Source organism: Cupriavidus sp. UBA2010, from assembly GCF_002335265.1.
Classification (GTDB): Bacteria; Pseudomonadota; Gammaproteobacteria; order Burkholderiales; family Burkholderiaceae; genus Cupriavidus; species Cupriavidus metallidurans.
The window spans coordinates 126164-151287 of the sequence record NZ_DDCI01000014.1; the positions used below are offsets into that span (position 1 = coordinate 126164).

Annotated in this window: 22 protein-coding genes; 6 read left to right on the forward strand and 16 right to left on the reverse strand. The window is 63.0% G+C overall.

Annotated elements, in window-relative coordinates; translation table 11 throughout:
- Positions 1–2: 2 nt before the first annotated feature.
- Positions 3–1517, forward strand: a complete 1515-nt coding sequence (locus tag B2246_RS10635) for a class I adenylate-forming enzyme family protein (RefSeq protein ID WP_286880368.1) — start codon at positions 3–5, stop codon at positions 1515–1517.
- 10 nt (positions 1518–1527) lie between these two features.
- Complete coding sequence (locus tag B2246_RS10640) at positions 1528–2520, forward strand: tripartite tricarboxylate transporter substrate binding protein (RefSeq protein ID WP_008651466.1); 993 nt, start codon at positions 1528–1530, stop codon at positions 2518–2520.
- 74 nt (positions 2521–2594) lie between these two features.
- Here the strand turns inward: B2246_RS10640 and B2246_RS10645 are convergent, their stop codons facing one another.
- Positions 2595–3392, reverse strand: coding sequence for an enoyl-CoA hydratase/isomerase family protein (locus B2246_RS10645; RefSeq protein WP_286880371.1), 798 nt, complete (start codon positions 3390–3392; stop codon positions 2595–2597).
- Between the two features lie 172 nt (positions 3393–3564).
- Between B2246_RS10645 and B2246_RS10650 the strand changes: the two genes are divergently transcribed.
- On the forward strand, positions 3565–4467 hold the full coding sequence (locus tag B2246_RS10650; RefSeq protein WP_008651464.1) for a LysR substrate-binding domain-containing protein: 903 nt from the start codon (positions 3565–3567) through the stop codon (positions 4465–4467).
- Between the two features lie 67 nt (positions 4468–4534).
- Here B2246_RS10650 and B2246_RS10655 read toward each other — a convergent pair whose 3' ends face one another.
- On the reverse strand, positions 4535–6067 hold the full coding sequence (locus tag B2246_RS10655) for a class I adenylate-forming enzyme family protein (RefSeq protein ID WP_286880374.1): 1533 nt from the start codon (positions 6065–6067) through the stop codon (positions 4535–4537).
- Between the two features lie 215 nt (positions 6068–6282).
- Positions 6283–7245, reverse strand: coding sequence for a Bug family tripartite tricarboxylate transporter substrate binding protein (locus B2246_RS10660; RefSeq protein ID WP_286880376.1), 963 nt, complete (start codon positions 7243–7245; stop codon positions 6283–6285).
- A 311-nt stretch (positions 7246–7556) separates the two neighbouring features.
- Here B2246_RS10660 and B2246_RS10665 point away from each other — a divergent pair, with 311 nt between their 5' ends.
- The 3 genes from B2246_RS10665 (at position 7557) to B2246_RS10675 (ending at position 10525) form a co-directional block, all read left to right on the forward strand.
- Positions 7557–8690: an esterase/lipase family protein gene (locus B2246_RS10665; RefSeq protein WP_186426077.1), complete on the forward strand. Its 1134-nt coding sequence runs from the start codon at positions 7557–7559 to the stop codon at positions 8688–8690.
- On the forward strand, positions 8677–9732 hold the full coding sequence (locus B2246_RS10670) for a lipase secretion chaperone (protein WP_286880379.1): 1056 nt from the start codon (positions 8677–8679) through the stop codon (positions 9730–9732). The genes B2246_RS10665 and B2246_RS10670 overlap by 14 nt, the downstream gene beginning before the upstream one ends.
- 190 nt (positions 9733–9922) lie before the next feature.
- Positions 9923–10525, forward strand: a complete 603-nt coding sequence (locus tag B2246_RS10675) for a TetR/AcrR family transcriptional regulator (protein WP_286880381.1) — start codon at positions 9923–9925, stop codon at positions 10523–10525.
- 54 nt (positions 10526–10579) lie between these two features.
- On the opposite strand, the gene B2246_RS10680 is transcribed toward B2246_RS10675, so the two are convergent.
- From B2246_RS10680 to B2246_RS10740, 13 genes are all read right to left on the reverse strand, one after another.
- Positions 10580–11560, reverse strand: coding sequence for a Bug family tripartite tricarboxylate transporter substrate binding protein (locus tag B2246_RS10680; RefSeq protein WP_286880383.1), 981 nt, complete (start codon positions 11558–11560; stop codon positions 10580–10582).
- Between the two features lie 66 nt (positions 11561–11626).
- Positions 11627–13198, reverse strand: a complete 1572-nt coding sequence (locus B2246_RS10685) for an AMP-binding protein (protein WP_186426080.1) — start codon at positions 13196–13198, stop codon at positions 11627–11629.
- 303 nt (positions 13199–13501) lie between these two features.
- A complete protein-coding gene (locus tag B2246_RS10690; RefSeq protein ID WP_008651442.1) occupies positions 13502–13933 on the reverse strand; it encodes a hypothetical protein in 432 nt (143 codons plus the stop codon).
- A gap of 353 nt (positions 13934–14286) precedes the next feature.
- The gene (locus B2246_RS10695) at positions 14287–15462 is read right to left on the reverse strand and encodes a porin (RefSeq protein WP_286880386.1); all 1176 of its coding nucleotides are present in this window, start codon (positions 15460–15462) and stop codon (positions 14287–14289) included.
- A gap of 119 nt (positions 15463–15581) precedes the next feature.
- Positions 15582–16784 (reverse strand): MBL fold metallo-hydrolase, encoded by a 1203-nt coding sequence (locus tag B2246_RS10700; protein ID WP_008651439.1) that lies wholly within the window; start codon positions 16782–16784, stop codon positions 15582–15584.
- 35 nt (positions 16785–16819) lie between these two features.
- Positions 16820–17776, reverse strand: a complete 957-nt coding sequence (locus tag B2246_RS10705) for a Bug family tripartite tricarboxylate transporter substrate binding protein (RefSeq protein ID WP_008651437.1) — start codon at positions 17774–17776, stop codon at positions 16820–16822.
- A 155-nt stretch (positions 17777–17931) separates the two neighbouring features.
- Entirely contained in the window at positions 17932–18621 is a 690-nt protein-coding gene (locus B2246_RS10710) for a TetR/AcrR family transcriptional regulator (RefSeq protein WP_008651435.1), read from the reverse strand.
- A gap of 202 nt (positions 18622–18823) precedes the next feature.
- Positions 18824–20071 (reverse strand): MFS transporter, encoded by a 1248-nt coding sequence (locus B2246_RS10715; protein WP_008651433.1) that lies wholly within the window; start codon positions 20069–20071, stop codon positions 18824–18826.
- Between the two features lie 65 nt (positions 20072–20136).
- The gene (locus tag B2246_RS10720) at positions 20137–20895 is read right to left on the reverse strand and encodes a maleate cis-trans isomerase family protein (protein ID WP_008651431.1); all 759 of its coding nucleotides are present in this window, start codon (positions 20893–20895) and stop codon (positions 20137–20139) included.
- 19 nt (positions 20896–20914) lie between these two features.
- A complete protein-coding gene (locus B2246_RS10725) occupies positions 20915–21364 on the reverse strand; it encodes an acyl-CoA thioesterase (protein ID WP_008651429.1) in 450 nt (149 codons plus the stop codon).
- Positions 21361–22521 (reverse strand): FAD-dependent monooxygenase, encoded by a 1161-nt coding sequence (locus B2246_RS10730; RefSeq protein WP_286880392.1) that lies wholly within the window; start codon positions 22519–22521, stop codon positions 21361–21363. Before B2246_RS10730 ends, B2246_RS10725 begins: the two co-directional genes overlap by 4 nt.
- Positions 22518–23396: a VOC family protein gene (locus B2246_RS10735; protein WP_035884456.1), complete on the reverse strand. Its 879-nt coding sequence runs from the start codon at positions 23394–23396 to the stop codon at positions 22518–22520. The genes B2246_RS10730 and B2246_RS10735 overlap by 4 nt, the downstream gene beginning before the upstream one ends.
- Positions 23397–23409: 13 nt before the next feature.
- Entirely contained in the window at positions 23410–25113 is a 1704-nt protein-coding gene (locus B2246_RS10740; protein ID WP_286880395.1) for an AMP-binding protein, read from the reverse strand.
- Positions 25114–25124: the final 11 nt, after the last annotated feature.

Here is a 25124-nt window from a genome sequence, read left to right on the forward strand (position 1 = left end):
CCGTGACCACCCGGATTCATCACTTGCTAGACCGCTGGCTGACCGAGTCGCCCGATCAACCGTTCATCCATCTGCCGGACGGCCGCAGCCTGACCTTCGCCGATCTGGGCGCGCTGACCACCGCGGCCGAAGCGGAATTGCTGGCGCTCGGCGTCCTGCCGGGTGACCGCGTCCTGGTCGTGGCGGAAAACTGCCCCGAACACGCCGCGCTGATCCTCGCCTGCAGCCGTGTGGGGGCGTGGTCCTGCGGCGTCAACGCGCGGATGGCGCCGGCCGAAATCGACGCTTTCGCCGCCAAGGCAGATGCCCGGGTGATCTACTTCACCGCGGCGGCGTCACGTGCCGCATCCACCCATGCACGCCGGTTCGACGCCGTGCCTTCCGCGCTGAACGGCATGGAGCACAGCCACGTCCGCGCCGACGCCATGCCGGAAGGACAGCCGCTGCAGGACCAGGTGGCCGCGCTGATCTTTACCTCCGGCACCACCGGCGAGCCCAAGGGCGTGATGCTCACGCACGATGCCCTGATTCACTTTGCCCGCGTGACTTGCGAGGCCCGCGCGCTGAGCCCGGTGGACCGCAGCTATGCGTTTGTGCCGATGACCCACATTTTCGGACTCGGCACCGTCCTGCTCAGTTCGCTGCTGGCTGGCGCGCAACTGGTCATGCGCCCGCAGTTCGATCCAGCCGACCTGCTGGATGCGCTGGCGCACTGCGGCGTGTCGCAATTGCAGGGGCCGCCGACGCTGTATTCGCGTCTGCTGGCGCATCTGCAACATGAGGGCATCACGACACCCTCGGCGCCCGCGCTGCGCTACCTCTACACCGGTGCCGGTCCGCTGGATCTGTCTCTCAAGCAGCGTGTGGAAGCCACGTTTGGCCTGACGCTGCACCACGGCTACGGGCTGTCCGAGTACGCAGGCTCGGTGCACGTGACGCGGCTTGGCGACCGGCGTGCCGATACCAGCGCGGGTTATGCGGTGGCCGAGGCCGAAGTGCAGGTCACCGACCACGTCACCGGCACACCGTTACCCCTGGGTGAACGCGGCGAGCTGTGGCTGCGCGGCCGAGGCCTGATGCCCGGCTATTTCCGCGATCCGGATGCCACCGCGAAAGCCATGCGCGAAGGCGGCTGGTACGCGAGCGGCGACCTTGGCGAAATGCACGCGGACGGCGCGCTGTTCGTGGTGGGCCGCCTGAAGGAAATGATCATCCGCTCCGGCTTCAACGTCTATCCGGCTGAGGTGGAGACCGCGCTCAACACGCACCCCAGCATCCAGCGCTCGGCGGTGGTCGGCTGCCGCGAAAGCGATGGCAACGAGGAGATCATCGCCTTCGTGGAACTGCGCCCCGGCGCCACGCTCGACGTTGCCGCGCTGCAGAACCACCTGCGTGAACGTCTGGCCCCGTACAAGCGCCCCGCGCGCATCGTGGCGCTGCCAGAGCTGCCAACGAATAACAACGGCAAGATCCTCAAGCGCGAGCTGCAGGAACAGGCCGCATCACTGCTGTCATAGGAGACTCCCCATGCAAGCCCCCCGTTCCTTCGCCATGCGCAGGCGGCTTCTGGCCGCCGGCCTGCTCGGCGCCGTCGCGCATCCGCTTTCCGCGCTCGCGGCCGATACCTGGCCGTCCAAGCCCGTGCGAATGATCGTGCCATTTCCGCCTGGCGGTCCGGTGGACACCACGGCGCGCATCTTCGGCCAGAAGCTCGGCGAGATGTGGAAGGTCCCGGTCGTCATCGACAACCGTCCCGGCGCGGGTGGCGTGATCGGGGCGACCGTCGCGGCGAAGGAACCTGCCGACGGCTACAGCCTGTTCGTGGGCGCCATCCATCACTCGGTCAATCCGTCGCTGATGGGCAAGCTGCCCTATGACATCGAGAAGGATTTCGCGCCGGTCAGCTTCGCGACGATGTATCCGATCTTTGTGGTGGTGCATCCGTCCGTGCCCGCCAACAACATCAAGGAATTCATCGCGTACGCAAAGAAGAGCGACAAGCCGCTGGCGTTCGGCTCTTCCGGCAATGGCGGCGGTACCCATCTGGCAGGCGAACTGTTCAACATGGAAGCCGGCACAAAGCTGCAGCACATCCCCTACAAGGGCAGTGCCCCAGCCATGAGCGACCTGCTCGGCGGACAGGTGCAGGTAATGTTCAGCGACGCCCCGACTGCCCTGCCGCACATCAAGACGGGCCGCATCAAGGTGCTCGGCGTGGCCAGCCGCCAGCGCTCGGCCATCCTGCCCGACGTGCCGACCGTTGCGGAATCGGGCCTGCCCGGCTACGAGGCCTACTCATGGGCCGCGCTGTTCGCGCCGGCCCACACGCCGCAGCCAATCCTCAACAAGCTCAACGCCGATTTCAACGTCGCCATGAACGACCCGGCGGTGCGCCAGCGCATGGTGCAAGCCGGCGCGGATGCCGATCCGGGCACGCAGGAACAGATGCGCCAGCGACTGCACAGCGAAATCGAGAAATGGAAGAAGGTCATCCAGACAGCCGGTATTACGGCCGGGTGACGGCTGGGTGACGGATGACCCTGAGGGTGACGTGAGACCGGGGGCGATGCCCCCGGCAGCCATCAGTCCCGAGATCAGTCCCGAGGCGCCGCAGGCCAGCGGAACAGCGGCGGCTCCTTCTCCTTGAAGCGGCGCACAGCTTCGCGGTGGTAGCTGGTGGTGAAGGCGATGCCCTGCCCCAGCGACTCCATTTCCAGCATGGCACGCACGTCGCTGCCGAGCGACTGGTTCAACGCGCGTTTGGCCATGGCGAATGCAGCCGGCGAAGCGCCGGCCAGGCCGCGAGCCAGTTCGTCGGCGCGGGCATGGAGCTTGTCCTGCGGCACGATCTCGAACACGGCGCCCATCTGGCGCGCTTCCTCCGCGCCGATTTCGCGCGCGCTGAACACCAGTTCCCGCGCTTTCGCCATGCCTACCACTCGCGGCAGCGTGTATAGCGCGCCGCAATCGGGCACCAGGCCAACTTTCATGAACGGCATGCAGAAGCGCGCGCGCGGCGACGCCACAATGAAATCGGCAAGCAGCGCAATGCTGAAGCCGGCCCCATAGGCCACCCCATCGACAGCCGCAACCACGGGACGATCCAGATCCACCAGCATGGCGATCCAGCCATGCATGTCGTCCATGCGCGCGCGGCCCGCATCCGCCTCCGTCACGTTCATCGCGCGGATGTCGCCACCGGAGCAGAAGTCCTCGCCGGCGCCGCGCAACACTACGGCGCGCACCGAGCGGTCGGCGCGAATCCGCTGTACTGCGTCGCATAGCCCGTCGCGCATGGAACCGTTCAGGGCGTTCTTCTGCTTCGGACGGTTGAGCGTCAGCGTTGCCACGCCATCCGAGATTTCCATCAGCAAGCCGTCTTCTTCTGTCATGCCTGTCTCCATTTTTCGTCTACCACGGTCAGCTTGGCCGATCCTTGGCCATCCCGCCATTTGCATGTGTTGAATCCTGCGTTCGCCTGCGCGGAAGTCCCCCCGTAGTTGCGCGAATAGATCGAATGGGCCCGTTGGGGGGATAATCGCTGACTATTCTGGAGACAACGTCATGCGCTTCGACCTGGTCGATCTGAATCTCTTCACGCATATCGCTGAGGCCAGCAGCCTGACCCGCGGTGCAGAACGTTGCCACCTATCCCTGCCGGCTGCGAGCACACGCATCAAGAACCTGGAAGAACAGGTTGGCGTCAAACTGCTGAGCCGCAGCAGCCTCGGCGTCAAGGTAACGCCAGCGGGCGCGACGCTGCTTGCGCACGCCCGGCGCGTGCTGCGCCAGATCGAGCAGTTGAGCGGTGACCTGCAGGAGTATTCGTCCGGTATCAAGGGGCATGTACGCGTGTTCGCCAACACCACCGCGATGAGCGAGTTCCTGCCCGGTGTGCTGCGTACGTACCTCGTCAATCACCCCGACGTGACGGTCGACATCCGGGAGCGCCTCAGTCCGGATATCGTCAGGGCCGTGCAGGAAGGCATGGTCGATATCGGCATCGCCGCCAGCGGCGTCAACATGGAAGGCCTGGAAGTGATGCCCTATCGGCTCGACAGGCTCGTGCTGGCGACGGCACTCAGCCATCCGTTTGCCCAGAAGAAGCGGGTGCGCTTCGTCGAAACGCTCGATCAGGATTTCATCGGCCTGCCCGAAGAAAGCGCCATCCACAACTTCCTGAAGCGTGCCGCATCGGACCTGCAGCGCAACCTGCGCTGGCGCATCCAGGTCAGCAACTTCGAGACCGCCGCGCGCATGATCGAGGCAAACGTGGGGATCGGCGTGCTGCCGGAGAGCACCGCGCGCCGGCTTGCCCAGACCATGGCGCTGAAGATCGTACCGATCGAGGATGAGTGGGCCGAGCGCAAGTTGCAGATCTGCGTGGCGGACCTGGACGCGCTACCCGTGTTCGCGCGCAAGCTGGTGGAACTGCTGGTCGAGGACGGCATCGGCAACCCGGTCTGACGATTGCCGACGCCCCGAGCCGCTCATACCGCGGCTAGACCCCGGCTAGACCCCGGCTAGACCCCGGCTAGACCAGTTCCGCAATCATTCCCCGCAGCCGGTGCTTGTGCAGCTTGCCGCTGGCCGTCGTCGGCACCGCCGACACGCGCACGATACGCGCCGGGCGCTTGTACGGCGAGAGCCTTTCGGCAAGGTAGGCGTGAAGATCCCTTTCGTCGAACGTTTCGCCTTCGCGAATCTCGACGAACGCGATGATCTCCTCGTCGCCGTCTTCCGCCGGATTGCCGACCACGGCAGACAAGCGGACCGACGGATGCGAGTTGATGACCGACTCCACTTCGATCGGATAAACGCTGAAGCCCGAACGGATGATCAGATCACGCGTTCTGCCCACGATGAACAACGCACCATCCTGATCGATGCGTCCGATGTCGCCCGTATTGAGCCAGCCATCGGGGCGCAATGCTTCCGCAGTCTGTTCGGGTGCGCGATAGTAGCCACGCATGACACCGGGGCCTCTCACCCACAACTCTCCGGGGCTGCCCTCGGGCACTGGTTCGCCACCCGGCCCCACCACGCGCAACTCCGCGCCTTCCACGATCTCCCCGGCAGAGCTGTCGCTGCGGGGCCGGTCCGTGCGCGTGATGAACAGCGAGCCTGCGTACTCGGTCATGCCATAACCGTGATGCAGCGGCTGACCGAACATCGCCTCGACGTTGCGCTTGAGCGCGAGATCGAGCGGGCCACCGCCGGTATAGAGATAACGCAAACGCTTCGGATGCAGCGTGGTGACGCCGGTCTTGCCCAGGTAAGCCAGGATGCGACTGAACATCGCCGGCACACCCTGCAGGATCGAGATATCGTCGCGTTGCAGCGCCGCGCAGGTATCGGCCACGTTGAAGCGTGCAACCAGATACAGGCTGCCACCGGCCTGGAACGTGGCGAGCAGCAACGTCGCCAGCCCGAAGATGTGCGACATCGGCATGATCGCGAACGCGCAGTCTTCCGGCCCCATCCGGCGGATCTCCGCCGTCACGCGGGCGTAGTGCAGCAATCCGCGATGCGTGACCATCACGCCCTTGGGTTGGCCTGTAGTGCCTGACGTGTAGATCAGCGCGGCCACGTCGCGCGCCAGTTCGGCAGGCTCGCGCTCGCTGCCGGCATCCACGTCGGCAGCCATCAGCGGACCTAGGCCCGGTGGCGAGATTTCGCGGGCGCGATAGCGCAAGCCATGCCGCAATGCATCGGGGGATGCGGCATGCGTGAATAGCATCAACCGCGGCGTGCAATGCGCGCGGATCTCCTCGATCTCACGCGCAGTCAGCCTGGCATTCGTCACAACCGGCCACGCACCAAGCTCCGACAAGGCGAAGATCAGCGTGATCATGGCCAGGCTGTTCTCCGCGACGATCAGCACACGATCGCCGGTGCTGACACCCTGCGCTTCGAGATAACGCTGGGCCAGTTCGACGCCTTCCCAGAGTTGCGCATAGGTGACGACACGGTCGCCCTCGCGCACCGCCACATTGTGCGGGGTACGGGTCGCCCAATGGCGGGGGATATCGCTGATCCGATGCGCGATCGGTCGCTCCTGCGGCATCTGGCTCAAATCCTCATGGAGAGTGGAACACGGCCCGACCGGGCCCGATCAGGGCGCGGTCGGGTCACACGTCGAAGTCTAGGGTCAGCAAGGTGCCAGCGCAATTCGCCGTTCGAAAAGCAGTACTTCGCCCGCGCGAAACCGCCGGGTGATCCGGCTTGCCCGACCTCCATTCTTCGACCGCTTTTGCCTCGCTTATGCCTCGCTTATACCTTTTACTCGACCTCGATATTCGCCGTCTTGACCACGTTGCCCCAGAGCGCGAGTTCCTTCTTGATACGCCCTTGCAGCGCGGCCGGGCCGGACACGTTCAGGTCATAGCCACCGTCGACCATCCGCTCCCGGTAGGCCGCATCCTGCCCCACGGTCTGCTGCGCTTTCACGAGCCGATCCGTCACATCGGCAGGCAGTCCCGGGGGACCAACCAGCGCGTACCAGCCCGTCAGGTCGTACTGCTTGAGGCCGGATTCGACCAGTGTCGGCACATTGGGCAGCGCGGGGTTGCGCGTTTTCGACGTCACGGCCAGCGCACGTACCTTGCCGCCCCGGATATGGCCGATGGCCGTCCCGGTGATATCGAACATGAAGGTCACCTTGCCGCTGATGACGTCGGCCATAGCCGGCGCATTGCCCTTGTATGGCACGTGCAGCATCTTCACTCCTGTCATCTGCGCAAGCAGTTCCGCCGACAGATGGTTCGACGCACCCACGCCCGCCGAACCAAAGCTCACTTCGCCGGGATGCTTGCGTGCGTACGTGACCAGCTCGTCCACGTTCTTGGCCGGGAAATCCTTGTTGATCAGCAGCACGTTGGTGTAGTCGGTGATCAGGCCGACATAGCTGAAATCCTGTGCCGGCTTGAAGCTGACGGACTTCTGGATCAGCGGCGTCATTGTCATCGTGGGGCTGGCCACGAAATAGAGCGTGTAGCCGTCAGGCTTGGCGCTGACCGTCATGCCAGCCGCGATGGCGCCGCTGGCACCTGCTCGGTTATCGACGATTACCGGCTGCTTGAGCACACGCCCGAGGTAGTCCGCGTAGATGCGCGCGGCAGTATCGACCGGCCCACCCGGCGCATACCCAACCAGCAATCTGACGGGACGGGATGGGTAGGCATCGGCAAGTGCCGAGCCGTTCGCAAGCACAAGCATTACCGCGGCAAGAAAAATTCGTAGCATTGTCTCCACCTGTTTTCTGCATCAGGACTTCCATTGCTCACCGGCTTTATCGCGAATTTGTCGTGCGGTGAGTTGGGGGAGACTTTGCGGCAGACCCGCTGGGCCGGCAATTTGCATTTGTTGAAGGTGGGCTTTGAGGATGCGATAGCGGGCCGGCGCCCGTGGCCGCTACCGATAGTGCGGAGCCCTTCCAAGGGATAACCCCGACATGCGCGAGTGTTTGGAGGAAACCACCTAAGGTTTTGATTGTGCTCGCAAAGTCAGGTGTCTTTACTGTTTCAAACAAATGGTTCCACCACCGAGGAGACCAGATGGAACACGGCAATCGTCGTGGGCCCGGCCGGGCTTGCGCGCATCAGGACACCGTCACGCTGAAGGCAGGGACACGCAGGTCCACAAGCGCCATCGCGGGAACTGCGGCGGGAACTGCGGCGGCCATCGCCGCAGCCATCGCCATGGCCTGGCCAGCCAGCGCCACGGCCAGCAGCGACTATGCAAAGACACGCTATCCGATCGTGCTGGTGCATGGCCTGACCGGCGCGGCAAAAATTGGCGGCGTGATCGACTACTGGTACGGCATTCCTGAGGTGCTGCGAGCCAATGGCGCCACAGTCTACGTGTCCACGGTGCCGTCATTCAACAGCGATGAAGAACGCGCGCTGGCGCTGCAGGCCTATGTACGCGCGGTCAAGCTGGAGACCGGCGCCGACAAGGTCAATCTGATCGGACACAGCCAGGGCGGGCCCACCTCGCGGATGCTGGCTGCCATGTCGCCGCAGGATGTGGCATCGGTGACGACTATCGGTAGCCCGCACCGCGGCAGCCAACTCGCCGACGTCGTGCTGGACGTCATCAACGGCATCAGCAGCATTCCACTTGCGGGGCCGGCGCTGGTTAACGTGATTCAGGGCGTAACGAATCTTCTGGGCTGGTTCAACGGCATGTTCAATGGACAGGCGCTGAACCAGGACGCGATTGCCTCGGCGCGCATCCTGACCAGCCAGGGCGCCGCCGAGCAGAACGCGCGGCTCAACGCCACCCTGGCGCCTGGCTCGCAATCCGCGCTGGGCCCGGATTGCGACACCCCGGGAGCAGTCGCCGAGCAACGGCAGGGGCGCAATGCCAACGGAAATCTCGTCACCTACACCCAGGCCGCTTACTCCTGGACCGGCCGGGGCGGCCCTATCAACCTGCTGCGCTCGAACCTGCTTGACCCATCCACGGCAGCCATGGCGGCCGCTGCCAGTGTCATGGGCATGAAGGGCGCCGGCCCCAACGACGGGATGGTGTCGGTGTGCAGCGCCAAGTGGGGACGCGTGCTTTCCACCGACTACTACTGGAACCATCTCGACGAGATCAATCAGATGCTCGGTATGTATCAGGACGTCGACCCACGCACGGTAATCCTGAATCACGCCAACCGCTTGCGCAATGATCAGCTCTGAGCGAAGGCCAGGGGTCAACCTGGTCCTGGTAGTAGCCGGGCTCGTGGGTGCCGCCGTCTATTGGGCAACGGCACCCACGGAACCGACGCAAGGTCCACTGCAGGCACGGTCCCGCACGGACGCAAGGCCGGAGCTATCGGCATCACCCGCTGACAGCATCCGCGCGCGAAACATCACCGAGATGCCGTCGTTGGCGGGCGTCGATATTCCACCGGGCCCGGAAGCCGACGCGCAAGGCAATCTGCGCCTGACGCGCGCGCTGCGCACCTACTTCGACTTCTTCCTGAGCGCCAGCCATGACGCCGGCGACGCCGTGGCATTGGACCAGTTGGTGCGCGACGACATCCGCAAACATGTGCCGCAACCGGCCGAGGACCAGGCGTGGCAACTGTGGCAACGCTACCGGGCATACCTGTCCGAGATTCAGCCCAAAGCCTCCGATGGACCGATGACCAGTGTGATTGGCGCGCCGGACACCAGTCAGGTGCAACGCCTGCGCGCATTGATAGCCGACCGCAATGCCGCGCGAGCGCGCCACTTGCCAGACGTCGTGGCCATCTGGTTCGACGACGAGCAAGCCTACGACGACGCCATGCTCGCGCGCCTGGAGATAGCCACCGAGCCCGGCCTCGACGACGCCGAACGACAGCGCCGCCTGTCCGCACTGGACGCCACGCTGCCCGAGTCTGTACGTGCCGCTCGCGAAGCCGAAGCAAGGCCGCAGGCGATCAGCAAGACGATCGCCAGTATGCAGACGGCAGGACGTAGCACGCAGGAGATCGGTGCGTCCCTGGCTCAGGCATACGGTCCCGAGGTCGCCCAACGCTATCAGCAGCAGGCGCAGGCCGAGCAGGCCTGGCAGCAGCGCTACGACGATTACGCAGCCCAGCGGTCGCAGATCGTCTCGTTCGCCGGTTTGTCGGAACAGGACCGCGCACAGCAGCTTGAAACGCTGCGGCGGCAAACGTTCACCAATCCAAGTGAAGCGTTGCAGGCCGAGGTGATGGACAAGGCTGTGGGGGGACGACGGGCGGCGCAGTGAGAGCGGTGCCATCTCCTGCAAGGTGCCTTCTCATGTCAGCCTGCTTCGGCACGGCGAATCGCGATCTCTCGGAGTCGCGCGCCCGCCCCACGCAGGCGTACCCTCCCGCCCTTCACGTGGAATCCACTAAGATACTGGCTTCCTGACTCACGCCCTGCTCGCCTTCTGCGCCCGGCACGCCTCACATCCCATGGCAACACGACGTACCGACGAAGCCTTCCTCGAGGAATTGACGCACCTGCTGATCACCACGGGTGTCTCGACGCTGACCATCGGAGAGATGGCTCAGCGCATGCGATGCTCGCGCCGGCGCTTGTACGAAATCGCGACAACCAAGGAAGAGCTGTTCGTTCACGTCTGCCGCAATGTGCTGGAAGCCAATCTGGAAAAAGGCTACGCGGCAGCCAGGCGCGCTCCCGACGCAGCGCAGGCCATCTCGGCCTATATGCATGCCACCCTGAATGCCACGGGACTGAGCAAGGCGGCCCTTACCGACCTGGACGCCATCGAGAGCGGCCGCAAGGTGTTCGATGACTACCAGCTCGCGCGCGTGCGCGGACTGGAAAGCATGATCGAGGAAGGTGTGAGACAGGGGCTGATGGCCCCGCACAATCCGCGCCTGGTTTCCGAAGCCATCCTGGGCGCGGCACACCGTCTGCGCAACCAGCAGTTCCTGCAGCAGACCGGCATGAAGATCGGCGATGCCTTCAGCGAATTCTACGAACTCATTCTGAACGGCCTTTTGGTCAGGCCGTCAACGCCCACCCCACGGGCAAAGCAACCCCGCGGCTGAGCGGATACCTCCGTTCCCGCCACGCAGGGAAGGCGCCGAGCCGACGCTCGCCGCCTACTGCGGCGGTATGTTGGCGGCTCGGATGACGCGCCCCCATTTCTCGTATTCCTCCTGCACAAATCGGCTGCTCTGTTCGGGGCTATCCACAATGGGGATCAGCGCTGCGGCATCCAGGGTCTTGCGCAGATCGGGGTTCTTCTGCGCCTGATTGATGACCTGGTTCAGGCGCGCAATGGTAGGCGCCGGCGTGCCCTTTGGTACGAATGCCGCCATCCAGCCCACGACTTCAAACGCAGGCACGCCGGACTCTGCCACCGTCGGCACATCGGGAAGCTGAGGCGCGCGCTTGGCGGTGGTAACGGCGAGCGCCCTTACCTTGCCAGACTGGATCTGAGTAACCGCTGCGCCAATGTTGGCGAACAGGAAATCGACGTGCCCACCCATGAGCGCGCTCATGGCTTCGGAGGGACCGCCATATGGCACATGCGTATAGTCGAGGCCCTTCACGTCCTGCTTGAGCAATTCGGCCGCCAGATGCGCGGAACTGCCGACGCTGCCGGAAGCGTAATTGACGCGGCCAGGGCGCGCTTTCACGTACGCCAGGAACTCGGCGAAGGTCTTCGCCGGGAACGAATTGCTCACTAGCAGCACGTTGCCATTCAGGCCAAAAATCGCAACGGCCTGGAAATCCTTGAGCGGGTCATACGGCGTGGCGGCGATCAGGCGCGGGTTGATGGCATGGGTGACGTTGGTACCCAGCAGCATCGTGTAGCCGTCAGGTGCGGCATGGGCAACGAAGTTGGCGCCGATGGTAGCGCCAGCGCCTGCCTTGTTCTCGGTAACGAGCGGCTGCTTGAGGGCATCCCCCATGTACTTGGCGAAAGTACGCGCGGTCAGGTCTGTCACGCCACCGGGCGCGAACGGCACGATGAAGCGGATCGGCTTGGAGGGATAGCTGTCCTGCGCGTGCACGGTAGTGCCGGCAAAGGCAAGCGTCAGGGCGCACGCGCCCAGCAGTTTGCGGGTCAAACCCATGATTGTCTCCTTCTCTTTTTTTGGATGGCTTTGCGGGACACCTTCATGGCCGGTGCCGCTGCGACTTCAGGCTACTTGTCGGTCTTTGCCGTTCCAGTAGCTGCCGCGGATGGCCTTGCGGTCGATCTTGCCAAGCGCCGTCATCGGCAACTGCTCCGCGAAGATCACCGTCTTGGGCGCATTGACCACGCCTTTCCTGCTCTTGACGAACTCGATAAGCTCGCCCGCATCTGGTCCCTGTCCTGGCTTCGGCACCACAATGGCCGTGACAGATTCGCCCCACTTCTCGTCGGGCACACCGAACACCGCGGACATGGCGATGGCCGGGTGTTGTGCCAGGCAATGTTCAACCTCGCTCGGATAAACGTTGAACCCACCGGTGATGATCATGTCCTTGGCACGATCGACGATGTAGAGGTAGCCCGCCGCATCGCGGCGCGCCATGTCACCGGTATGCAGCCAGTCGCCAGCGAATACTTTCTCGTTCTCTTCGGGCCGGTTGAGATAACCATCCATCACCAGCGGACCGCGCACGCACAACTCGCCGACTTCGCCGACCGCCACTTCTCGCCTCGCACTGTCTAACAACTTGACCTGATTGCCGACCATGACCTTGCCGCATGAGCTCAGCAGGTGCGAGCGAGACAAGTCATGGTCGCGCTTGGACAGATAGCTGATGGTCATCGGCGCCTCGGCCTGACCGTAGACCTGGCCGAATACCGGGCCAATCCTGTTCAGTGCTTCCTGCAGGCGAGACGGCGCAATCGGCGAGGCGCCATACAGCACCAGCTCCAGGCTGGACAAGTCCGCCTCCGCGAGGCCAGCGTGATCCAGCAAGGCGTAGATCTGCGTTGGCACCAGAAAGGTCAGATTGATGCGATGCGTTGCTACCCGCGTCACAAAGTCAGACGGGGTGAACTTGTCACACAGGTACACGGTACCGCCGCGCAAAAGCGTCGGCAGGATCAGGCTGCCCGAAGCATGTGAAATCGGCGTGGTCACCAGATAGCGGATCTGCTGCGGCCATTCATACGTCGCCAGCATGGCCTGCAGCATCGTCACCACCGTGCGGTGCGTATGGAGGATGCCCTTGGAGCGACCCGTGGTACCGCCGGTGTATGAGATCTTGCTGATCTCCGCGGCGTCGTCGCCCGGTTCGAGCTCCGCGTCGTCCATGGCCGCCGCCTGACTCGCGAGACCAGCACCGAGCACGCCGTCGTCCAGCGGCATCATCAGCACGTTTGCAACACGCGCCTGCAGGACCTGCGCGCGCGCCGCGAAACGCGCATCGTCGACCACCAGCGCTTTCACACCGGCGTCGCCAAGCACGAAGGCGTGGTCCTCCTCCGACGCCATCGGATGCAATGAAACCGCCTTGAGTCCTGCAAGCTGCGCCGCGATGATCGCCACGACTGCCTCGACTCGATTGCCCACCAGAAAGGCCACGACATCCTGACGTTCAAGGCCGCGTGCATGGAACAACCTGGCCATGCGGTACGAGCGCCGGGCCAACGCTTCATAGGTGAGTGTCACACCGTCCTCGACCAGCGCCAAGGCCTGGGGACAAGCACGAAAAGCAGAGGTGTAGAGCTGCGCAATCGTGGCGCAGCCGTATCGGGCGGATGCCTGGGGGGCCATTCTGTCTCCATCGCCTTGTTTTAGGTCTGAAGGCAATGTAAGTCCCATTTCGGTACCATGTCAATCATATTGGTACCGAAAGTTCCGGGTGTATCACCCCCTGCCTGTCTCGCCTGATGCGGCGCCGGCGAACAAAAAGCCGCCCAGTTGGGCGGCTCAATAGCTCTACTCCATCGTCAGACTCCGGCCAGTGCCAGAATCGCTTCAACGCAGCCTTCAATGTTGGGGAGTCCCTGGAACGCTTTCGTGTCGACTAGGCACCAAAACCTGCCCGCTCACCAAACCGACGTCGTTGTCCAGGAATCACCCACGCATTCGCAGCAGATCCGCGTAAGAGACCAGCTTGTGCTTCTCCTGGGCAAGCGTCTTTGGCTTTGACTCCGGGCGGGTTTTTTTGCCGCGCTCGAATTCGACAATAGCGCGTGCGTCCTCCCGCGCGTAGGTTCGTGCGGTCCTGGCTTCCGCTTTCCGGCGCACGGCCTCCTGCCGTGCGGCAATACGTTCCTCTCGGGCAACGTCTTGCGCCGCCGACAGGATTTCGGCTTTTAGCAGATCACGCCTTTGCTTGGCTGCGGCACGGGCAGCTTGCAATTGCTCTTTCCGTTGCCGAATCCAGTCCTTCATGTTGACCGGGGCCGGCCTGGCTTCTGGCGGCACACTCAGGCGCAAAGCCCTGCTGATTGAAACTCTGTCAGCCCGAAGCGCGCGCTGCGCGTCCTGTTTGGCATCACTCACACTGCCTCACTCTCTTCGACCAGCACAAAAGTGCTCGCCCATGCACCACATGTTGAAGTCTAGGAACTCATCGTAGCGACCTTACCATAGCACTTCATCTCGAACGTCGATGACTATGCTCCAGACATGCCGCACGGCCGACAGCCCCCGGCAACAGCCAGAGCTGAGGAGCGCGAGCGCGAACAGCCAAATAGTGAGAAGCAGTGTAGCCATACGCAATCCAGCGGCCGTCGGAAGGACGCAGCGTCGAGCACTCTGGCCGACTGACGACGCTGGGATGCCGCTGCATTTCCGTCCGATTGCGCCTGCCAACAATCGGCAGCACGGGATCGGACGGTATGTGTTCGGGTGCGTCAGAATTTGTGACGAACGCCAACCGACACACCCACCATCGACGAGTTGCCGTTGCCAAGCACATAGCTGTTACCGAGCGAGAGGCTATTCGCATAGGCAATCAGCGCAGAGTCAAGCATCAAACCTGCATTTTTTGCGTAGGCGGCCGACAGGTACACATCCGTTCGCTTCGAGAAGCTGTAATCGGCAATCAGGTTCACCTGCCAGGGATTAGCGACGCTCGTGTTACCGAATACATTCCGGACCTTGTCATAGTCGTACTCGAGCGTGAGACTGAGCGCCGGCCCTACCTGATATATGCCACCAACCCAGAAGAAGTCATCTCGCCCGATTGTCGCGCCCGCCGGTGTCTTGTTTTGCCCCCAACGATAGCCACCCATGATGCGCCCCCAAGGCAGGCTGTAGCTCAGCGCCGCCGTCGCCTTCTTGAAACTGCCACTGCTCGCGCTGGTTGTCGTGCCAATGGTGGGATTGAACTGGTCGTACGCGATGGCCGCCCACAGCGAACCGCCAGCGTAGGACAGAGACGCGCCATAAGCACTGTCTCTTCGCGCCTGACCCGGTACTTCGCCATTGCCACCGATCGCCAGGCCTGTCTGCACAGTCTGCGGCAAAGCCAGACCAGTGCCAAAGGAATAATGCGCAACGCCGGTGAACTGGCCCGCATTCAAGGTGTACTTGATCGTATTGTCTTCACGGAAGTTCGCACCGGTAAAGAGCGTGATCGGCTCGTACTGCGTGGCAAAGTACGCCGGCACAAAGTTTACGATGCTGTCGAACAACGAGGTGTATTGGCGCCCCAGACTGATCTGGCCATAGGTCGCGTTCTTTATCCCCACAAAGGCCTGCCGACCGAACAGTCGGCTAGACTGCTGCATCGTGCCGGTGTCACCGCTGAATCCATTTTCGAGCACAAATACAGCTTGCGTCCCTGCGCCGAGGTCCTCAACGCCGCGGATACCCCAACGGGAACCGGACAAGCCGCCCGAATTCATGCGAACGACGTCACGCCCCGGCCCTGGATTGAAGCCATTGGCCGCTGTGGGCACCGCGCCCACGTGGTTCACGTACTCGATGCTTGCGTCGACCACCCCGTAGAGCGTAACGCTCGACTGGGCCAATGCGGAACCCGAGCACGCGGCCAGGGCAACTGCTGCAAAACGATTCAATTTCACCACTATCTCCTTTGTTGTCGTGATACATCTGGCTTGCAGGCATCTTCAGCCTCGCCGTCGGGACGAGCGCAGGCCGCACGCCGAGGGCGCGCAGTTGCCATAGGAAAAAATCTGGAAAGCTAGGGGGTGCTACCCGCGCGCAGTTTCGATTCCGGTGCAGCAGGCACAAGAGGAATCCACAGGAGATCGCGACCAACGATCACCTTCCCCGAAAAGCCTTGGCTGGCTGCTGCCCATCGGTGGGGATCGCTGTCGGCGGGCGCCAGATGCGACAGGACGAGGGTCTTGACGTGAGCCGCTTCGGCGACGGCACCGACATCCGATGCGGCGGTATGCGCATGAACAAGATGGTGCGCCTTGGCTTCCTCTGCCGCGCTCCGGGGCTTCGGGTACAGGGAATCCACCCAGGCGGTGTCGATCACCTCATGCACCAGCACATCGGCACCTTGCGCCAACCGAATCAGATTCGGGTCAGGGCTGGTATCGCCTGAGAAGACAACGGACCCAGTCGAGGTGTCGAACCGAAATGCGAATGCCGGATAGACGGGGGCATGGTTCACCAGTATTGCCGTCACCCTGACGTTCTCGTCACGGTAGATCTCGAACGGAGCCATCGCCGGCGCGGGATCGCGATCAGGATCAACGTCAAGGCCTGCAGGCAGCGTGATATCCATCACATCGACGCGGCTATGGGGATTCGGCTTGCGGCTATCCAGAATGTTGTCGTTGATGTCCGCGGCGAACGCACGGTACAGCGCCTCGGTCATGGCAACCGTGCCAGGCATCGGCTGCTCGGGTGCCACGACATCCGCCACCCCGTCGTTGCCACCGCTCGCGGGCGGGAGTTTTCCGCGTGAGCCGGGCCCGATCACCTTGAGTTTCTGACGCCGTTCGGCCAAGCCGTCCGACGCACCAAACAGGACGAGCGACGGATAGTCCACGATGTGGTCGGCGTGCAAATGCGTGATAAATGCCGCTCGTAATGTTTCGAGGCCGCGTCCTGGTGGCGGCGCGCCCAAGCCCGCCTGGAAGTAGCGTCGCAGCCAGCCCGCGCCGAAATCGACAAGGTAGACCTGGCCATTGACCACTACCGCGGAAGCGATTCCCGCAGACTGCGAACCTCGCCAGGAGGTCCGGCCGCCGGCCGTTCCCAGCAGTACGAGGCTGGCGCCGGACTGCGCCGCCGAGGTACTGTGCGGCTGTCCGATCGAATCTGCATAGGAAGTCGAAGCCAGGACGGCGAGCGCCGCGCATGCTCCCGCACAAAACAGGCGGAAGCCGATGACCGGGCCGGTCCCTGCCCGGGAAAAAAGATCACGCATATGTTCTCCGAAGGAAGATCAGCACTGGATCGGCATCATTCCGGCTTCACGCCGGCGTCCGAAATCACCTTCTCCCAACGGAGCTTCTCGGCCTCGATGAACCTTGCGCCTTCCGGCCGCGACATCGGCATTGGATACGTGCCCAGGTCCTTGAGCCGATCGACAAACGGCTGCTGCGTCAACGACTGGTTGACGGCAGCGTTGACGCGATCCAGCACCGGCGCTGGCGTCCCCTTGGGCGCGAAGATCGTGAACCAGCCCTTGGCGACAAGACCGGGCGCGACGTCCTTGGCCAGCGGAATGCCCTCCAGACCGGGCAGGTTCACATCCGAAGTCACGGCAAGCGCCTTCAGGCGACCGCCACGCACCAGGGGCACGAGCGGCGCGATGCCATCGACATAGACCGGGATATCGCCCTTCACCACAGCCTGGATGGCTTGAGTTGTGCCGCTGAAACTCACCTGCCGGAACTTTGCCTTTTGCAACTGCCCCATCATCTCCGCCGTGAGATGGGGAACGGAGCCACGGGTCGGACTTCCGATCACGACGTCGTCAGGACGTGCCCTGGCGTCCTTGATGACATCGCCAAGAATTTTGTAGGGCGTCGCGGGGCCGGTCACGAACATCATCGGCGTGTACGCCAGCGTCGCAGCCACTTCCGTGTCGCGCTGGATATCGAATTTCGCTTCCTTGTACATGACGGGCGTCGTGACAGCCGCCGCTGCGTGAAACAGCACAAGCGTGTACCCGTCGGCCGGCGCCTGCTTGAGCGCGCTCATCGCGACGATGCCGTTACCGCCGGGCTTGTTCTCCACAATCACCTGCTGCTTCCAGGCGCTGGTCAGGCGTTCGGCAACCTGCCGGGCGATGATATCCGGCGCGCTACCCGCAATTGATGGCACGAGAATCCGAACCATCTTGTCTGGATACGTGCTGGCAACGGCCGGCAGGGCCAAGGCTAGCAACGTCAGTGCGAGAAAGGGGCGTTTCATGTTGTCTCCACGTCTGGCGTACCGGCGACGTCATCGTCGCGGCACTTATTTGATATACCGTCAAATAATGATTGTAGTTTTATTGACTGCATCTCAAATAAGTAGATACCACTAGCGAGGTGGCATCGAGAAAGTGGGGGCCCCCGTCCTACCGGTTACGCGGAACGCGCGCTTCTTTTCTTCGCAGGTTTTGCTTCGCGCTGCCAGGCAGCGATGCCGTCGAGCGTAATGCGAAGTCCTTCTTCAAAGGCGGTATCGGAGGACAGTTGCGAGAACGATCGGCTGACAAAGCGCGCACCGGGATACTGCTCGGCCGATACCGAATCCAGCTTGTTCTGAATAAATGCCTGGTGATAGGCAGGCAGTTGGCGCGAGGCTTCCGCCATGCTTGCCGCGACGAGGTACTGCGCCAGCAAGTGGTAACCCAAGGCGACTTGCTCGGCGGAAAAACCGCCCTGCATGATCGCCGATGTCATCCGGTTGAAGAACTCCAGGCCATAGTCGGTTTCGCCCGGCTGCACATCCTGGAACAGACGGTACCGGTTATGCGACGCCACATAGTTGCTGACGCCGGGGTTTTCCACTGCCACCTGGAAACTGAGCCGCGCGATGCGCTCGACGTCCGCGCGCCAGTCGCCCGTCAAAGGCGGGATCCGCAGGGTGCGCTGGCGATAGTAATCGTTCAGTACACCTGACACCAGTTGATCGCGGCCACCAAGGTAATAGTGGATCAGCCCCGGTGCCACGCCAAAGTCCTTGGCAAGCTGGACCATCGAGATCTGGTCCAGCGGCAAGGTCTTCGTCAGCTTGATCGCATGCTGCAGGATCGTCGTGCGGCTGAGCATGGGCTCGGCGCCGATCGGGGACTCCGTTTTCGGTGGTCGGCCGCGTCGACGCGGCACCGGATTGGGCGTGGGCTGTGCGGCAACCTTGGCAGCGGGCGACTTACGGGCGGCAGGCATGGGCGTTGGACGATCAGACCGACTAGAAATTGGTGGTATGCCAATTCTATCCCCGATCACCCCGCATGCCATCCACCGCGTACCCCTAGGCTGACGCCACCGCCGTTACGTCCTGCCCTTTCGCGCCAGCTCTGTAGCGTCCGAGAGACAGGACCAGCGCGGCGGCAGCCAGCAGCATGCAGGGCAGGATCAGCAACGGCACATCGTAGCTGCCATGCCGATCGAACCAGGCGCCCAGCCCGATCGGACCGATGACTGCACCCAAGCCGTAGCCGGAGAAGGCAATGCCAAACAGCGAGCCAAACGAGGCCAGACCGAAGTATGACCGGACCAGATAGGAAATCAGGTCGCCCTCCGCCCCAATAGTCAGGCCGATGAGCGTGGTTGCCACCAGCAACGCGGCGTAGTCGTGAGTCCCGCGCAGCAGGAATACCCCGACCGCGCCCCCGACGAAGAAGACGCTTGCCACCAGTGGCGCATGGATTTTGTCGATCAGTAGCCCGGTGAGCAGACGCCCGACGAGGAGCCCAACGCCGACCATCGAGGCGCTCCGCGCAGCCATGGCCGCATCGAAGCCGCGATCCGCGAACAGCGATGGGAGATGCGGCCCCAGCGACAAGGTGGCCGCAGAACTCAATACGAACACCAGCCAGATCGCCCAAAGCCGGTAGCTACGCATCGCCACAGCCAGCGCTACACCTTCCGGCACATGCTTTACCCCACGACTACCGGAGAACCGCTCCCGCAATAGCCCGCAGGCCACCAACGAAAGCGCGACCGAGCCAACACCCAGACCCACATAGGCCATACGCCAGCCGAATGTCGTGACCAGAAACTGCGCCGTGATCGGCAGGATGACGGTGCCAGCCCCGAGGCCACACATCGCAATGCCCAGCGCGAGGCCCAGACGACGATCGAACCACTGGGGCAGCACTGCAAGGTAGCCCAGCACCGAGGTCGCCGCACCGGACACGCCGACAACAACCGAGAGCGCCACCCACATCAACATGCTGCCGTTTTGCAGTGACATCGCGGCAGTGGCCAGGCCAAAGACGATCGCCGAACACACGATCACCCGACGAACACCGAAACGGTCCATCATGGCGCCAACGATGGGGCTGACAACGGCCAGCCCGAACATCGACGCCGCATACGACAGGGACGCCTGCGAGCGTCCCCAGCCGAACTCAGCGGCCAGCGGCCTGACGAAGACGCCAGCCGTGGCATTGAACAAAGGGGCGTATCCAGCCAGCATCCCGAGGGCGGCACCGAGGATCACGCTAACGTAAATCCAGCCGGCAGCACGGGGCAATACTTGGGGGGCGTCATGCATATCACGGTCTCCGTGGTCATGGCGGCGCCTTACGTGGGCGGCCGCCTTGTGGTTTGCGCAGGGGCTCAGCGCAGTCCGGTCTGGCTGCCCAGATAGGCGCCTGCGCCCGGCGCCGTGGCTTCCAGGCCGAGCCTGCGCAGCATCTGCCTCACGGTACAGGCTGCCGTCGACGTCACCGGAATGCCAAGCGCTTGCTGAGCGGGCTCGAGCGCCGCCAGCGACGGCATCTGCACGCAGGCGGACAGGACCACGGTGTCCACACCCTTGGTGTCCAACCGTTTCACGTCTTCGAGCAGTCGTAGCGGATCCCGCTCTCCAACCTCAAGGTTGTCGAGGATCGAGAAATTGATGACATCCTTCACTTCGATGCCTTCTTGCTCGATGTACTCGACGACGGTTTTCGTCAGGGCATCGCTGTACGGGGCCATCAATGAAATGCGCCGGGCGCCGAAGTCCTTCAGTTCCTCCACCAGCGCGCCGGCCGATGTCATGATCTGCGGGCGATACGGCGCGTCCCCGATGGCGGCACCGAGTTCCTCAATGACCTGACGGTGATAACCGTTACCCATGCACATGGTGGCCACCAGGCACGCCGTGCTCATGACATCCACGCGGGCGTCGGCCAGTTCCAGCGCGCAGCGGCCCATGTCCCGGTTCATCCTCTCCAGTTCCTCAGCCACCACGCGATGCATGCGCACGCGGCTCGCGTGGAAACTGAACTGCTCTGGGAGCACCTGCATGCGGGCATTGAAGATGGCAGGGACTTCGCGCTCCATCGTGATGTTGGAGCTGGGCACGATTTGCCCGATTCGGTACTTCGACATTGTTGTTTCCAGAAACAGTTCAGAGCGCTGGCGACAGAAAGCGGTTCAGCACCGCGCGCAGCGAATCAGGAATCGGCGTGCCTTCGCGCCGGTCCAGCCGCACGCAAATCGGCGAGAACATGGCGTCGAAGACCGGGGCGCCGTCGGGTCGGCGGGCCACGCAGCGGATATCGAACGATCTGGTCCGAATGGCTTCAACCGTGCACGTGATATCGATCACGTCATCCGGCCAAAGCGTGCCGATGAATTCGAAACGCATGGCCTTGCATGGGGTACCGACGCCGTGGACCTCTCCCAGCCGGCCGTCGCCGCCCGCCATGTGCGCGGTATAAAGTCCAACCGCGCCGAGCAGGTAATCCGTGAAGCGGCCGGTATAGACGACACCAGCCGGATCACAGTCGCCCCAACGCACGGTACGCCGCACCACGAACGGGCTTTCGCTCAGCACGTACTCCGTGGCGCGCATCATGATTGCCCTTCTGCCGCCACGGCCGCGACTCCGCCGGCAGCCAACTCGGCCATCAACGCCGGAAACTGAGCCCGCAGACGTTCCGCGTCAATACGGCCGGTACGCGTCATAAAGCGAAACACGAACTCGTGCGGCGTAGGAAGATCCATCCATTCCCGAATGCGCTCGTACCAGTTATACGACGCCTCCGAAGCGCTGATCAGCTTGGCCTTTTCCGGTTTGCGCACGGCTTCGTACTGCTCCAGCGCGGCCGGGACATCGTCCGGGTGCGCCACGATGGCGTCCGCCAACGCCATGGCATCCTCCATCGCGATCCGGGTGCCAGATCCGATCGAGAAATGCGCACTGGTCAGCGCATCGCCAATCAGGACCTGCTTGCCGACATGCCAGTTGGCATTGAGGATCACCGGGAACTGTCGCCAGATCGAATTGTTCGAAACCAATCCGTGGCCAGCCAGTTCCGGGGCAAACACTTTCTCGAAGAGCGCTTGCCGCGCTTCGGCACTCATTTCTTCCATGCCGAAGTCGACCCAGGTCTGGTGGTCGCACTCGGCCACGAATGTGCTCATCGAATCGGAGTACGGGTAATAGTGGGCCACAAAGTAGCCACCCTCGTGCTTGCGAAACACCAGAGCCGGACTCGCAAAGGGCTTTGCCACGCCGAACCAGGCGAAGTGATTCGTCAGTGTGCGGCGCGTCGTGCCAAAGGCCGCTTCATTGGCGGTACGCAATTGCGAGCCGATACCATCCGCCCCGACGACGAGATCGGCATCGAGTGCATCGAAATCGGCAATGCGTTTGTTGTACGTCACCCGTACGCCAAGCTCTTTTGCGCGCTGCTGCAGTACAGACAGCAGACTGATGCGGGGAATGGCACCACCACCTGCACCGGGCTTCTTCATGACGATGGGATGCTCGTGACTAACGATCGAATGCTGGTCGTTGAACCGCATGGCCTTGGCCAGGCGGTCCACCACGATCGGCGAAGCTGCCCGAAGATTCGACAGGCCTGTGTCGGCCAGGACAACGCCGAAGCCAAACGTCGCATCCTCCGGGTTCTGCTCGAACACGTCGATGTCGACCTGCGCCATCCGCTCCTTGAGCAGGATCGACAGGAACAGCCCCGACGGTCCGCCACCAATGATCGCCACCTTCATTGCGCATCTCCCGGAGCCACCACGAGCGCATCCATGTCGAACTGGCGAATGCTGCCCGCCAGGCCGCCGGTCAGCGCCCCGTACCAGACCGCCGGCTTGAAGCCGAGCTCCTTGCGCCGGAACTGCAGTACCGGATTGCCGTCGATGCGCACGTAGCCATTGCCAATGGCCGTGGTCTGATAGCCAGCGGTCTTACGGGCCACGTCGATCAGCGGCGCAAACTCGGGCACATCGAGTACATAGACCGAAGCCTTCTCGCCATTCGGCGCGGCGCGCTCGATACGCTCCGCCTTGCGCTGCCAGACCGGCTCGATCGATGCAAAGGCGGCGCCCTCCTCCCGCGCGCGTTCGAGTTCGATGGCGGAATCGATCGTGAACGCGGCATCCTGCTTGTCGGCGTCGCTGAACGGGCGCACCTGCCAGGTGATCTCGATCGGGTATCCGTTCGGATCGTTGAAATAGATCGACTCGATGACCTCGTGGCGAATCTGGTAGCGCAAGGGAATGCCCACCGCCTCCACGCGCTGGCGCCACTGCAGCAACTCGGCTTCGTCGCGCACTCGCCATGCGGTGTGCGTGGCGCGGTCCTGGTAGTGCTCGCGCACGGTCAGCCAGTCGGGCCGCTCGGTACCGATGTAGTAGAAGAAGGCGATCGTGCTGCCATTGCCGCTATCGAAGAAGAAATGCAGGAAGTCCGCGTGATTGTCGGGTCCCCACCCTTTCGCCGAAATCGCATGCACGAGCGGAAGGCCCAGCAGGTCGCGGTAGAAGTGCACCGTTTCCGCAAGTTTCCAGGTGGGCCGCGCTGTGTGATGGACGCCGTGCAGTGCAACGACGGGCACGTTGGCGTGGGCGCCTTGCGTGGATTGGTTCATGTCTCTTCCTTCTTCACTTTGCGTGGTGAACAGTGTCGTTTTCCGCTTCGGCGCGCAGCATCTGGACGATGCGGTCACGCAGCAGGACCTTGCTGAGCTTGCCCGATGCCGTCAGCGGAAACTCCGGGATGACTTCCAGCCGCTCAGGCCACTTGAACTTGGCGAGGCCGGCTTCCTGCAGGTATTGGGCAAGCTCGGGCAGTGTCAGGCCCGAAGCCGCTGCCGGCTTGAGCAGCACAAAGGCGCAGACACGCTCGCCGTAGACCTTGTCTGGCATGCCAACGACCGCTGACGCCAGGATCGACGGGTGCTGGTTGATGACGTTCTCGAGTTCTTCGGCATTGATCTTTTCACCGCCGCGATCGACGACATCCTTGATCCGCCCGAGGAAGAAGTAGTAGCGCTTGCCGTCAACCACCTGAGCAGACATCAGGTCGCCGGAGCGGTAAAAGCCATCGGCGGTAAAGCGCGTGACATCTTCTTTCTCGGACTTGTAATAGCCGCGGATGGTGTACGGCCCCCGGAACAACGCTTCACCAACCTCGCCATCGGCCACGGGGTCTTCGGTGCCGGGATGGACGATCCGCACTTCGTCAGCATCAGATACCGGATAACCAATCGATTGCTCGCGAATCTCCGAAGGGTCTTCCGGGCGCGTGAACATGATCACGCCTTCTGTCATGCCGAAGATGTGATGTGTCGGCGATCCGGTCAGGCGCGTCAGGTTGGCAGCGTTCTTCGGGGCAATGAAGTTGCGTCGCGCCTTGTCCGACGCGGTGCCACGCAGCAGTTCCGGCGCGATGCGATTCAGGATCGGCCCGGCAACGCCGAACCAGGTCGGTTCGTAGTTGCGAACGAGGGACTGCAGCGTTTCCTCGCCGATATCCGGGGCCACCGTCACCTTCGCGCCGCACAACAGAAACGGACCGAAGAAGCAGCCCATGTTGAGGTTATGCATGTACGGCGTCGGGAAGAACAGCACGTCTTCAGACGTATATCCGTTGCATGCAGCCACTGCGCGCATGTTGTACAGATACTCGTTCTGAAAGCGCGGGATGATCTTCGGCACACCGGTGGTGCCACCCGACAACTGGAACACCGCCGCCTGGAACGGCTCGTGGTCGACGTCAGCCAACAACGCCTGGGCGCGCGCCAGCGGCATATCGCGGATCAAGTCAGCCAGCAATACGGCTCGTCCGCGGCGCTCACCGCGCGCCTGAAGGATGAACTGGAAACTTGGTACTTCCGCCTGCATCTCCTCGGCAAACGCCACGTCGTCGAACTTGGGGTCATCTCCCTGAACGAAATGCAGGCGTGCCTCGCACAAGTTGCCCAGGTAACCCACTTCCAGCTTGCGGAATGCCTGTAGCGAACACAGCGGGATGATGCCGGCCTTCAGGCATCCGAGAAATGCGAACAGCAGCTCATTGCTGTTGCCGCATTGAAAGACCGCACGGTCGAGCGGCCGCAGGCCCAGGGCCAGCAGCGCCGCCCCGAGTCGGTCAGTCCGTTCGTCCAACTCCTGATAGGTGAACTCGCCCTCCGGCCCCACCAGGGCCAGCCGATCATGGTGATCGCGGAACGATTGACGGAAGGCGCCAACCAGCGTTTCGCCGGTCAGGTAACCGTCGCCGACATAACGGCGAAGGCGGTCTTCATCGGGATAGCGCACGCCATCGAGCAACACGGATGGGCGTACGTGGGTGGGTTGCAGCATCGTTGTCTACC